Here is a 13,280-nt window from a genome sequence, read left to right on the forward strand (position 1 = left end):
GCGCCATAGGACTTTGCATGTTTAAAAAAATGATGCCGTTGATTATTTTGGTCGCCATGGTTGGCGTTGCTTGGGTTGTTACCCAAAACCCTCCTAAGGTGGATCGAGGCCCAAGGACCAAAGTACCCGCGATGACCGTTGAAACGATGCCTGTGACGCATCAAGATTATCAAGTAAAAATAAAGCGTTATGGACGGGTTCAAGCCCGCCAAAGAACAACCTTGGTGGCAGAAGCTTCAGGGCTTATTACCCGTTTAATGCCTGCTATACAAGCTGGCGCTTCATTTGAAAAAGGCGATCTGTTAATTCAGCTGGATGATGCTAATTACCGTGCAGAGCTGGCGATTGCTCAGGCAACACTAACAGAAAGTTTACAGGACTATTCTGATGAGCAAGCCCAAGCAGAGCAAGCAAAGCAAGCTTGGCTACTTTCTGGGCAGTCCGGTGAGCCGAGTGACCGAGTGTTACGCAAACCTCAGCTTAAAACAGCCCAAGCAAAGGTGGATAGCGCCCGAAGCTCAGTAAAACTTGCAGAGATTGCACTCAAGAAAAGCCAGATTAGAGCGCCCTTTTCCGGTAGCGTAGCCAGTTTGTCCGTCGAACAAGGGCAAGCTATTAGCAGTGGTGCAGAGGTTGCCGTTTTGCTTGCCAAGCGCCCACCGGAGATAGAAGTTGCTTTACATCAAAGAGACTTACCCTACCTTGGCGCAATAGGTCAGGCTAAGGTCGAAGTTTTTAATGAAGCCCAACATATTACTGATAAAAGCCAAAAGCCTTATCTAGGACAGTTAGAGCGTGTTCGCCCTGAACTGGATGCCGCGAGCCAGCAGTTATTTGCAACGGTTAGTTTAGATTCTGTCGATGGCGATAAGACGAACAAGACGACGGCATCTTGGCCTATGGTTGGTCGCTTAGTCACCGTATCGATTGAAGGCAAGCTGCTGGTTGATGCCATTGCGATTCCTAATACCGCCATCTACCAAAGCCAATATGTCTTTGTAGTGAACAAAGGCCGTCTACAGAAGAAAAATATTACCTTGGGCTGGCAAGATGATCGTTACTCGGTGGTAACGGATGGTTTAAGCGTTGGCGATCAACTGGTATTAACCGCTTTAGGCCAAGTGAGTAGCGGAACCTTAGTTAAGGTCGCGATGAAGGAGTCTGCACAATGATCGCTTGGTTTGCCCGTAACCATGTTGCCGCTAACTTGATGATGATTGCTATCTTGTTGGCAGGGGTTTTCTCCTTGGTCAATAAGGTGCCATTGGAGGTATTTCCCGCGCTAGAGTTTGACCAAGTCGATGTGAGTGTATCCATGCGAGGTGCAAGCCCCGAGGATATGGAGCAAGGCGTTGCGGTTATTATCGAACAGAATATCCAAGATTTAGAGGGTATTGAGAAGATTGTTAGCCGCTCATCTGAGGGCAGTACACAGGTCAGTATTGAAGTGGCTGACGGCTATGATCCTAAGGATATGCTGACAGATATTAAAGCTCGGGTTGATGCCATTAGCAACCTGCCTGATGATGCTGATCGTCCGGTGATCTCGTTAGCGACCCGTATTCGAGAAGTAATATCGGTGACGATTTCGGGAGACCTATCTGAGCGAGAAATTCGTCAGGCGGCTGAGCGCGTTAGAGATGACTTGATTCGTTTACCGGGGGTTACTCAGGTTCAGCTTGATGGCGTGCGGGATTACGAAGTTGCCATTGAAATCTCTCCTTTTGCTCTTAGACAGCATGATTTAACTCTTGGGATGGTTCAATCGGTGATTCAAGCGGAGTCCACCGACTTATCCGCCGGTAATCTTAAAACGGCGGGCAATGAAGTACTGATTAGCTCTAAAGGCCAGCGTTATAGTCAGCGTGAGTTTGAAAATATCGTTATCAAGGCCTCCGCTGATGGCACGCTCCTGCGCCTAAAAGATATTGCCACGGTTACCGATGGTTTTGAAGAAACTCCCTTGCGTACACGGTTTAATGGCCAGCCTGCGGCACTTGTGGATGTTTACCGCATAGGTCAAGAGAGCGCTATTACGGTTGCCGATACGGTTAAAGACTATATCGCTGGTCGACAGGATAGCTTGCCGCTGGGCTTGGAGATTGGCCACTGGAATGATAACTCTGAGGTTGTAAAAAAGCGTCTTAACACTTTGTTAAGTAATGCTGCGCAAGGTGGCTTTCTGGTTTTGGCATTATTAACCTTGTTCCTACGCCCAGCCATTGCATTTTGGGTGTTTATTGGTATTCCTATCAGCTTTATGGGAGCATTTATCCTACTGCCGCTGTTCGGTGTGAGCTTAAATATCAGTAGCTTGTTTGGCTTTATTCTCGTGTTAGGTATTGTGGTTGATGATGCCATTGTTACCGGGGAAAATGTTTATAGCCATCTCAGGAAGGCCGATAGCGGACTACATGCTGCCGTGCTGGGGACTCAAGAAGTAGCGGTGCCAGTAACTTTTGGGGTTTTAACCACGGTGGCGGCATTTTTGCCCTTAGCCTTTATTGACGGCCATAGGGGTGCGTTATTTGCGCAGATTCCTGCGGTTGTTATCCCTGTGTTACTTTTTTCTCTTATTGAATCGAAATTTGTACTTCCCGCGCACCTGAAACATATTCGCCTGCGTAACGAGGGTAGTAAGCAGTCGCGCCTTGAACTAATGCAGCAGGGGTTTGCCGATGGTTTTGAACGCTTTATTCTGCGCTACTACCGTCCGGCCCTAAAACGTGTACTGCGTTATCGCTATGCAGCACTTGCGCTTTCCCTCGGGGCGCTTATTTTACTTTCTGCCACGGTAAGCTCCGGCTGGATGCGCTTTACCTTTTTCCCTAAAGTTCCCAGTGAAACAGCGCGGGTTACGCTTACTATGCCGACAGGAACCGCCTTTGAGGTTACCGACCGCTTTATTATCAAAATGACTGATAAAGCTCGGGAGCTACAGGAACGGCATCGTGATCCTGTTACTGGCATGAGCATCATTCAAAATATCTTCTCAACCACAGGCTCTTCTGGTGGACAGGCTCACATGGGGCGTGTTCGTTTTGAGATTACACCGACTGAAGAGCGCGATTCTAATGTCACTAGTTTGCAATTGGTTAATGAATGGCGTGATTTAATTGGGCCGGTGCCTGGGTCGGAGTCTATTGCATATCGTGCGGAACTTGGTCGAGTGACCGATCCCGTTGATATTGAACTATCGGGGCCGGATCTGAAATCATTGTCGGAAGTGGCAGACAAGGTTAAAGAACGTTTAGCCACTTATCCTAGTATTTTTGATATTACGGATTCACTGGCTGACGGCAAAGATGAACTTCAGGTTGAGCTAAAAGAGCAAGCCTATATGTTAGGGCTGGATCGCAGCAGTATTTTACAGCAGATTCAGCGCGCGTATTTAGGGGCAGAAGTACAGCGTATACAGCGCGGGCGAGAAGAAATTATCGTTATGCTACGGTTGCCGCAAGAGGAACGAAGCACTCTACCGGATCTGCTTGATCTTGATATCGTAACCGATGATGGCACTCGGATTCCTCTTTCTCATCTGGCAACCCTGATACCGGCTAAAAGCCCATCTGCCATTTACCGTATTGACGGCTATCGCACGGTGAATATCACCTCGGATATGAACAAGAAAACCGCCAACACAACGGTGCTTAATCAGGATTTAACGGAGTACCTTGATCAGGTTATTCAGCAATATCCTTCGATTAGCTATACTCTGCGAGGGGAAGCTGAAGAGCAGGAAAAATCCTTTGGCTCACTCCAGATCGGTCTGATCCTTGTGCTATTTGTGATTTACGGCTTGTTAGCGATCCCTTTTGGTAGCTACAGCCAGCCTTTGATTGTGATGTCGGTTATTCCTTTTGGGGCGATTGGTGCCGTCATCGGCCATGCCATTATGGGCATGCCGTTAACCATTATGAGTTTGATGGGCTTGCTGGCGCTAATAGGTGTGGTGGTAAACGATAGTTTGGTGCTCGTGGACTTTGTGAACCAGAAAAGAGAGGAAGGGGATAATCTGCTTAAAGCGATTATGAGTGCAGCGCCCAAGCGGTTCCGTCCGGTGATGTTAACGTCCATGACCACCTTTATTGGTTTGTTCCCTCTGCTGTTTGAGGAGTCAACTCAAGCACAATTTCTCATTCCTATGGCAGTTTCTTTAGGCTTCGGGATTTTATTTGCTACACTGATAACGCTGTTCTTAATTCCTGTTAACTATATGATTCTTGAAGATATTAAGACATTGCGTCGACAGAAATAGCATATCCTAGAGTAACGGTTGGTTCCTAACGTTACTCTTTTTCGGGGCGAAATATTGAGTATCAATCTATTCATTCACTGATTGTTATCAATAGTGGAGCATGATCACTATGCGAATTGTTTTATCATCACCGCTTACAGACCAAGAATATTACCTTAAAGCCCTAGCTAAATTTTGCCCTTATGCCGATATTCGTCTCTGGGATGCCGTCAAAGAGACATCTTGGCAGGCGGAATATGCTTTGGTTTGGAAGCCCGACAATGGCCTCTTCCTGCATCAAAAAGAACTAAAAGCGATTTTTAACCTAGGTGCAGGTATTGATGCCTTAGAAAAACTGCCTGATTTGCCAAAAGATACCCCACTGTACAAGCTGCGTGACGCAGGTATGGGGCAGTGGATGCTGGAGTATATTTTATACGGCATGATTCATTTTGGCCGTCATTTTGATCGCTATCAGCAGTATCAATCAGAGCGCCGCTGGCAGCCTGAACTAACCACCAGCCTGCAAGAAAAATCTATCGGTATCTTAGGTTTGGGGCCGTTAGGGCAGTTTGTTGGCGATCAACTCCGTCAGCTAGGTTATAACGTTGCAGGCTGGAGCCGAAGTGCGAAAAAAGAGCTTAGTTTTGATCAGTTTAATGGTTACGAGAACCTCGATCACTTTCTCTCGCGCAGCCACTTTTTAGTCAATCTACTGCCTGCAAAAGATGAAACCTATCATCTATTAAGTGAAGACCGACTGATGAGCCTACCCAGAGGGGCTGTTGTTATCAGTGTTGGCCGTGGCAGTGTAATTGATGAGCATGCGCTTTTAGTACAGTTGCAAACCCGACATCTAAGGGGCGCTTTACTTGATGTCTTTGAACATGAGCCGCTGTCAAAAGAGCATCCGTTCTGGCAACAGGACAACATTGTTATGACCCCTCATATGGCTGCCCCAACGCAGTATGAGGACGCGATTAAGCAGATCTTAGCGGATATTTTGGATATTGAACTGGATCAAGGGTATCGGTTTCTTTAGCTAATACAGCAGGATGTTAAGAGTATTCAGCCAGAAGGAGGTCGAAAGCATTCAGCATAAAGCGCTGCCGTTTATCTAAGTTCGCAATAAAAAATTACGATATTTACCACTATTTATGAATTTTATCACTGTTATGAAATGATTCTTCCACTAAACTCCCCGCAAAACCCTGTACTCATTATGGGCATTGCTAGATTTATAGTTGAGGATGATTTTTATGTTTGACCCCGTGCTGATGGGCTGTTTGATTTTATGTGTGATAGCGGCCCTTTGGGTGACTGAGTGGATTCATGTCAGCATGACTGCACTATTGGTGCCTGTGCTTGCTATTGTGACGGGTATTTTTGATGTTAAACAGGCGTTTAGCGCGTTTGCTAACCCCATCATCTTTATCTTTCTAGGGGGCTTTGCGCTATCAGCCGCACTGCATAAACAGCAGCTTGATAAGCGTATCGCCCAGACCATTTTAAGTATCGCCGCAGGACGGTTAAGCCACGCGGCGAACCTTATTTTTGTTACAACGGCAGTGCTCTCTATGTGGATCTCTAACACGGCCACAGCGGCGATGATGCTGCCGTTAACGCTAGGGGTTTTGTCTGCACTTGATTCTGCTAAGCATCGGCGCACCTATCTATTTTTCTTACTGGGTATCGCTTTTTCTGCCAATATTGGCGGGATCGGCACCTTAGTCGGTAGTCCGCCTAACGCTATTGCCGCTGCGGCGGTTGGCTTAAGCTTTACCGGCTGGATGATTGTTGCCTTGCCTGTTGTCGTTATTCTAATGCCCGTGATGATTTTTACCCTGCGCTACACCTGTAGGCCAGATTTAAGCCAGCGAGTTGAATACGAAGCGGCAAAACTTCCGCCGTTAAACAAAACGCAAATAATGACGTTACTCGTTTTTGGTTTAACGGTTGCAGGCTGGATCTTTAGTAAGCCTTTAGCGGCGGCTCTGAATATCTCAAGCGGTATTGATGCAGTGGTTGCCGTTACAGCTATATTGCTGTTATCGGCGTTGCGGCTACTGGATTGGAAAGAGTTAAGTGCGCAAACAGACTGGGGTATTTTACTGCTATTTGGCGGTGGTTTAACCCTAAGTGCCTTGCTATCGGCCTCTGGTGCCAGCGGTTTTATTGCTCAAAATATTATTAATATGATTGAACACACGCCTTTATTGGTTTTTGTGGTTTGTTTAATTCTTTTTGTGATGGTGCTAACCGCTGTTGCCAGCAACACCGCTAGTGCGGCGCTACTTTTACCTATTTTCCTTCCCTTGGCAGAAGGCGTTGGTCTAGGTCAAACGGGCTTGGCTATTCTGATTGCGATTGGAGCCTCCTGCGCCTTCACTCTGCCAGTGGCGACACCACCCAACGCTATCGTTTTTGGGAGTGGTTTTGTGCCGCAAAAAGAGATGTTAAGGGTGGGTTCTTTGTTGAGTGTCGTGGTGCTGCCTATTTTAGTGGGCGTCGGCTTAAGCTAGTGCTCCTTTTTCTACGTTATTTGATAAACATTTACTTAAGCCATTTGATAGAATGCGCGCCTTGTTTCTCTAAGCCCTTGGCTTACTCTAACTCACAGGCGCGCCATGACCGTTTTATTGATGACCCCTCCCATGACTCAGCTGAATACGCCGTACCCTGCTACGGCGTATTTAACCGGATTTCTTCGCTCCCGAGGGTATTCTGCGGTTCAGCGTGACCCAGCCATCGAGCTATTTCTGGAGATGATGACCGCTCAAGGCTTGGATATTATGCGTCAGCATGTTGAAGAGAACTTCGAGTCGTTCGAGGATGACCAGCTCCCTGAGGTTATCTATACCTTTCTAGCGGAGTTTGATCGCTACCGGCTTTGTGTTGAGCCGGTTATTCGGTTTTTACAGGGCAAAGACCCTAGCCTAGCCCTACGTATTATCTCCCGCCGTTTTTTGCCAGAAGGCCCCGCCTATAATGCCATTACCGAGATGGAAGCCGTATCCGGTGATGTGCTAAAAACCGCCTTTGGTGATCTTGGTGTACAGGATAAAGCCAAGTATCTGGCAACCCTTTTTATTAATGACCTGTCGGCGGTGATTACTCAAGGGGTTGATCCTTATTTTGAAGTCAGCCGCTACGGTGAACGCTTAGCGGCAGCCAATCCCTATTTTGATGATCTGTACGACACCTTAATGGCAGAGCCAAGCTTTAGTTCTGAGATTCTAGAACAACTGGTTGAGCTGTATCTGGAGGAAACACAGCCCACTGTGGTTGCCTTAACCGTGCCTTTTCCGGGGAATATGCTGGGTGCATTAAGAATTGCCCAAGTCTGCAAAGAGATTAATCCTAACCTGCCGGTTGTGATGGGTGGCGGTTTTATTAACACCGAGCTTAGGGCATTAAAAGATACCCGCCTATTTGAATTTGTTGATTTTATCTGCCTGGATGATGGCGAGCGCCCCTTGCTTACCTTGTTGGAATACCTGAAGGGTGAGCGGGAAGTAGATGATCTCGTGCGTACCTATTTTCTAGCAGAAGATGAAACCGGCGAGCGTTACGTACATCTGAACGAAAATACCGCCTTACACGATATTCCACAAACCGATGTCGGTGCGCCGGTTTACGATGGATTGCCGCTCAGCGATTACCTCTCCTTGTGTGAAATGCTGAACCCCATGCACCGCATCTGGAGTGACGGACGCTGGAACAAACTCACCATCGCCCACGGTTGTTACTGGCGAAAATGCAGCTTTTGTGACGTATCACTGGACTATATCGACCGTTACGATGAAGCAGGCGCAGATATTCTGGTGGACCGGATCGAACAGCTCATAGAAGAAACCGGCCAAACAGGGTTTCACTTTGTCGATGAAGCAGCGCCACCTAAAGCCCTGTTTGCCCTTGCCCGACGCTTAATAGAACGAGGCGTGGTCATTAGTTGGTGGGGGAATATCCGCTTTGAAAAAACCTTCACCGCTGAACGCTGCCAATTACTCGCAGATTCCGGCTGCATCGCCGTTAGTGGCGGGTTGGAAGTGGCCTCCGACCGTTTGTTGCAACTGATGAAAAAAGGCGTCAGCGTAGAGCAGGTCGCAAGAGTCACCAAGGCATTCAGTGATTCAGGCATCTTAGTTCATGCTTATTTAATGTATGGCTTTCCGACCCAGACAGAACAGGAAACGATAGACGCCCTAGAAATGGTACGCCAAATGATGCAACAGGGCTGCTTCCAATCGGCCTACTGGCATAGATTCGCAGCCACCATTCACAGCCCCATCGGTTTAAATCCTGAAGACTACGGCATCACATTAGTGGAGCGCCCAGAAACTCAATTTGCTGAAAACGACGTCGATTTTATTGACCCCGTTAAAGTCGATCACGACATGCTAGGCGAAGGACTGCGTAAAGCACTCTACAACTACATGCACGGCATCGGCTTCGATCAGCCCCTCAGTTTTTGGTTTACAGCACCGGTAAGTCGCCCATTGGTAAGAAAAAACCTGATCTCTAAAGCCATTAACAGCGTGATTACCAGTGGTTAGGCTTTTAGTCATAAACCACTTCTTCATGTGGTATTTTTATAGGGCTGATTAAATATACAGTATATTTTTGGTTTTGCAGAAAAACGTGCTCGGTTTGTCCGACTTAATGCTCGGTTTACCGGTGCGGCGAAATTGGATAATCTGTAAATTCAATGAATTATAGGAACGGGCGCGGGAATAACAGGCGTACGGTTATTGGCGTATGTGCGCATGCGCGTTTAGCAGGGAAGCAGTCAGATCAGAAAATGGATTTTTCCTTTCGAATCAAACTCTTCTTTGTTTTTATGCCGGTATATTGAAACCGGCGAAATAAGCATGCCTATGATTAAAATGTTAAGTGCAAGGAAAGGTATGAGTAATATCGACGATCGAATTAATCAAGAATGGATTGCACTTAATGCAATAAGAGGAATGGTTAAAATTGCCTCTAAAGGCAGTATGACCAAGTCAACGTACGACAACTCATTAGACCTGGGAGGAGCCCTATATCCAGAGCTTCTAGGGCCGGAGAAAAGCGTTCTAAAGAGAGAGCGCGAAAGTGATACAACGAAGGAGTATCGTCAAAAGGCCGAACTTCAGTCGATAAAAAACTCAACTACTGTCAGTGCATTGAAACTTGTGTTAACGGACATAGATGAGTACGAGTCACTGATATCACTGGCTCAAGGTAAGAAAGGCGATCAGAAACGCACAGATCAACTTAAACGAAAACTTGGTCAGCTTCAAAAAGCAAAATCAGAACTAGAGATAAAGCCACACTCTGAAAATCAGCTCATTTTTAGAGATGCCTACAATGTCGAAAGAGATTTCCCGGAATTATCGAAAGGTCATGCGCACAGAGATTTTGAGTTGCCAGATGGGAATTATTTAAGACTTCGAGTGTTGCATCCAGATAAACCCGAACATATTACAGGGGCCGATATTATATATGAACGGCATGATAAGAATTCAGGCAACGTAAGCATTGTTGTTGTTCAATACAAAATTTGGGATGAGAAAAAACTATACATCTCTGATTCCAGAATGCAGACACAAATCCAGAAAATGAAAGCTTTTACTTGCGATAAGGGTATCTGTTCTCATCATCAAGGAACTAACACTTATAGATTTCCTTGCTGTACAGGGTTCTTAAGGCCGACAGATAAGTTACAAAATGTCGAGCAAAAATTTATATCAACGGGCGAGCATCTTCCGATCTGTCGAATAAATGATTGCAAATCCAAAGGCAAGCAAGGTGGTGAACTTCTTGAATATGACAAAATCAAGCAGGTTTCGTTATCAACTGAGCTTTTTGAGGATTTATTCAACCGTGGAAAAATAGGATCCCGAGAGCTTACGCCACATGAGCTGAAAGAACTGTATGATAACACGTCAGTTATTGATTCAAGCGATACCGTAGTAATTTATGCACAGGAGTTCTAAGCACTTAACAAGCGCAGGCAATCGGACAGCCAAAAGCGTCACGCCTTTTGTTCCAAAAGCCACGCCACTTTTGCCTGCCGTTGCTGCGGGCGTTCAGGCTGTAGAAAAACCTAACAGGCTCTGGTTATTGAGAATTTATCGCGCGCCTACGTTGATTTAAGAGTATTTGGCGATGAAAACTGCCCCAGAATTCACGTAGAAGCGTCATTTTTAGTACAAAAAATGATCAATTTTTGAGGCTGAGGTTTTTCTACAGCCTCGTTAGTTTCCCCAAGTTTTGATCGTCATATCTAGAGGAAGGTTTATGACAAAGTATGAGAATTTAGTAAATATTCTAGATCAGGTTCGATTTGAATCTCCAATTGAGTTCAAAAGTTATAGACCTAAGCAAGACGATTTGGAAAAAATTAACCAAGCTCGTGGAAGAGCATTGATACACCTTTATTTAAAGGTAACTTTTGGTATTTTAGATTTCAAGTCGAGAGAGAGGTTAATTACTGATAAAGGCTACGATGCAGGGGTTGATGCCTACTACATTGATGGTGAAGCTAAAGAAATTTATTTCATTCAATCAAAATTTAGAACTAACAAAGGTAATTTTGAAAGTAAGGAGATTTCACCTGACGAATTACTAAAAATGGATATAGATAGGATCGTTGACGGAGAAACACATGACGAAGACGGCAATGAATATAACGGAAAAATAAAACAACTTCTTAGAGAGTTATCTCAAGTAGATGATATAGGAAGATATAAATATAAGGTTATAATTCTTGCAAATTTAAAGTCTCTTAAACCTAGTCAAGTTAGAAGACTAACGAACGGGTTTCCTGCTGAAATATTTGACAATGAAAAGGTATATAAAGATTTACTTTTCCCTGTAATAACAGGGACTTATTACCATAATAACCTTCTATCAATATCATTAAACTTAACTAATAAAAACTCTTCAAGCGCAAGAATTAGCTACAATGTTGAAACTGAATTCAAAGATTGTGATATCACTGTGGTTTTTGTTCCCACAGAGGAAATTGGTAGAATTTTATACACTTATAAGAACTCAATCTTAAAGTACAACCCTCGCTGCTTTCTTGAAATGAAAGCTAACTCTGTGAACAAAGAAATTCATAACACTATAACTCAGAAGAAAACCAATGAGTTTGCTCTTTTTAACAATGGGATCACAATGCTATCTGACGAAACGTCAGTTAATGAAAGAATTGGTCAAAAAGATAAAGCTCAAATAGTTATATCTAATCCTCAAATAATAAATGGTGGCCAAACGGCTTTTACATTAAGCCGTATATATGAAGATATTAAAAACAGTGTTGAAAATGGAGACATTTTCGATAACAAAGAAGTACTCCTAAAAATAATTACATTTGGCGAGCATTCTGCAAAGAGCGAAACGAAAAAACGTTCATTAATTGAAAGTATCTCCAAAGCTACAAATAGACAAAATGAAGTTTCTGATGCAGATAGGCGTTCAAACGATAAAATTCAGATAGATTTGCAGGAGTTATTGTTTAATAAATTTGGCTATTATTATGAACGTAAAAAGGGAGAGTTTGCAGATGGTATTAAGGATAAGTACATCTCGCGGAATCAAATAATTGATCGAGAGCTATTATTAAGATTAGCTATCTGCTGCGATATGCAGCCAGCCGTAGCTAGAAGATCTAGTGGGAAATTCCTTTTTCAGGAGTCTAACTTTACTAAATACCTCAATGACTCTGAAAGAGTCACAGAATATTTTTATGCATTTAATATTTATCAAAGTATTAATGCTCTTGAAAAATTATTAAGGGAAGATGTTAATGATCGCTTTGGTACTTCTGCATATGGTCAAGCAATACGCTATGGTCGGTTTGCTGTAACCGCAGTATGTGTAAAAACACTATATGACGGCGTGGGTTCTTTAAATGAGGTAAGTGAGCACTGCAAATCTGTACTAAATAGGTGGATTGAATTTGAAAAAAGCGCCCAAGATAACGCTAAAAATTCTTCATATTTCAGAACCTATCAAGATGAAGACACAGGAGTGCTGAAACAAGATTTAAATTATGAAGGATACTATAAAGGCCGTACAATTCATGATGATTTGAAACGTTTTTTCGATATCTAAGTGAAACTAACAAGCCACTACACTCGGAAATTTTACTCGCTTCGCTCCCAATTTTCCGGTGAGCAAGGCGTTCAGGCTGTAGAAAAACCTCCCGAACTATGATCTGATCGGGTTTTGAAACGCAGGAGGCGGTGATGGCTCGATTTAAGCACTACGACTACAACCAAACGTCGATGGTGGTCATTAATTACCTGGATCAGTTGCAGCCCGGTACTTTTGAGCATGCTCTGCACTACCTCGTTTCTGAAAAGCTGGAGCTGTCCGCGTTTCACCAGCCCTACAAAAACGATACTGAAGGCCGCCCAGCCTACGATCCAGCCATTCTGCTAAAAATCATCCTGTTTGCTTATTCTAAAGGCATCACCTCCAGCCGTGAGATTCAGTGGTGCTGCGAAACCAACATTATCTTTAAAGCCCTGTCCTGCGATACCGTCCCGCACTTTACCACCCTTGCTCATTTTGTTAGCAGCCAGCCCCAAGCCATTGAAGACCTGTTTGAACAGGTGCTGTTGATCTGTGATCAGCAGGGGCTTTTAGGCCATGAACTCTTTGCTATTGATGGCTGTAAGATGCGCTCCAATGCCGCTAAGGAATGGTCAGGCACCTTTAAAGAGCTGGAACAGAAACGCCAGAAACTCAAACGCCTGATCCGTCATCACCTGAGTGAACATCAGGACAAAGACCGCTGGGAAAGTGAAGAAGAACTGGATCGGGATATCCGCAAAGCGAAAACAATACTCACGTTAGATAAAGCCGCCAAGAAGGTGGGTCACTTCTTACAGAAAAGCCAACCTAGGATAGGACAGGGCAAGAGTCGCAAGGAAGTAAAAAGTAACATCACCGACAATCAATCGGCCAAAATGACCACCAGCAAAGGCACCATTCAGGGTTATAACGGGGTGGCTTCCGTTGATAAAAAACACCAAATTGTTATTGATGC

Annotated in this window: 8 protein-coding genes; all 8 read left to right on the top strand. The window is 44.6% G+C overall.

Features of this window, described 5'->3' with window-relative positions; translation table 11 throughout:
• The first annotated feature begins 17 nt into the window (after window positions 1–17).
• Window positions 18–1,172: an efflux RND transporter periplasmic adaptor subunit gene (locus tag G517_RS0116935; protein ID WP_028305382.1), complete on the top strand. Its 1,155-nt coding sequence runs from the start codon at window positions 18–20 to the stop codon at window positions 1,170–1,172.
• The gene (locus tag G517_RS0116940) at window positions 1,169–4,258 is read left to right on the top strand and encodes an efflux RND transporter permease subunit (RefSeq protein WP_028305383.1); all 3,090 of its coding nucleotides are present in this window, start codon (window positions 1,169–1,171) and stop codon (window positions 4,256–4,258) included. The genes G517_RS0116935 and G517_RS0116940 overlap by 4 nt, the downstream gene beginning before the upstream one ends.
• 109 nt (window positions 4,259–4,367) lie before the next feature.
• A complete protein-coding gene (locus G517_RS19820) occupies window positions 4,368–5,279 on the top strand; it encodes an NAD(P)-dependent oxidoreductase (protein ID WP_036592032.1) in 912 nt (303 codons plus the stop codon).
• Between the two features lie 217 nt (window positions 5,280–5,496).
• Window positions 5,497–6,759, top strand: coding sequence for an SLC13 family permease (locus G517_RS19825; protein WP_157833215.1), 1,263 nt, complete (start codon window positions 5,497–5,499; stop codon window positions 6,757–6,759).
• 105 nt (window positions 6,760–6,864) lie between these two features.
• Complete coding sequence (locus G517_RS0116955; RefSeq protein WP_028305384.1) at window positions 6,865–8,793, top strand: B12-binding domain-containing radical SAM protein; 1,929 nt, start codon at window positions 6,865–6,867, stop codon at window positions 8,791–8,793.
• A 351-nt stretch (window positions 8,794–9,144) separates the two neighbouring features.
• Window positions 9,145–10,215, top strand: a complete 1,071-nt coding sequence (locus G517_RS0116960) for a hypothetical protein (RefSeq protein WP_211224325.1) — start codon at window positions 9,145–9,147, stop codon at window positions 10,213–10,215.
• Window positions 10,216–10,519: 304 nt separating this feature from the next.
• Window positions 10,520–12,340: an AIPR family protein gene (locus tag G517_RS19830; protein ID WP_051206543.1), complete on the top strand. Its 1,821-nt coding sequence runs from the start codon at window positions 10,520–10,522 to the stop codon at window positions 12,338–12,340.
• A 134-nt stretch (window positions 12,341–12,474) separates the two neighbouring features.
• Window positions 12,475–13,280: transposase (locus G517_RS20950; RefSeq protein ID WP_036592045.1), on the top strand; the 806-nt coding region annotated here is incomplete at its 3' end.

Origin of the sequence: Oceanospirillum maris DSM 6286 (assembly GCF_000422865.1) — a bacterium.
GTDB classification, from domain to species: domain Bacteria; phylum Pseudomonadota; class Gammaproteobacteria; order Pseudomonadales; family Halomonadaceae; genus Oceanospirillum; species Oceanospirillum maris.

Excerpts from the sequence above, each read along its gene's own strand:
- G517_RS0116955 (WP_028305384.1), top strand. The coding sequence starts at position 6,865 with ATGACCGTTTTATTGATGACCCCTCCCATGACTCAGCTGAATACGCCG.
- G517_RS19825 (WP_157833215.1), top strand. The coding sequence starts at position 5,497 with ATGTTTGACCCCGTGCTGATGGGCTGTTTGATTTTATGTGTGATAGCG.
- G517_RS19820 (WP_036592032.1), top strand. The coding sequence starts at position 4,368 with ATGCGAATTGTTTTATCATCACCGCTTACAGACCAAGAATATTACCTT.
- G517_RS19830 (WP_051206543.1), top strand. The coding sequence starts at position 10,520 with ATGACAAAGTATGAGAATTTAGTAAATATTCTAGATCAGGTTCGATTT.
- G517_RS0116960 (WP_211224325.1), top strand. The coding sequence starts at position 9,145 with ATGAGTAATATCGACGATCGAATTAATCAAGAATGGATTGCACTTAAT.
- G517_RS0116935 (WP_028305382.1), top strand. The coding sequence starts at position 18 with ATGTTTAAAAAAATGATGCCGTTGATTATTTTGGTCGCCATGGTTGGC.
- G517_RS0116940 (WP_028305383.1), top strand. The coding sequence starts at position 1,169 with ATGATCGCTTGGTTTGCCCGTAACCATGTTGCCGCTAACTTGATGATG.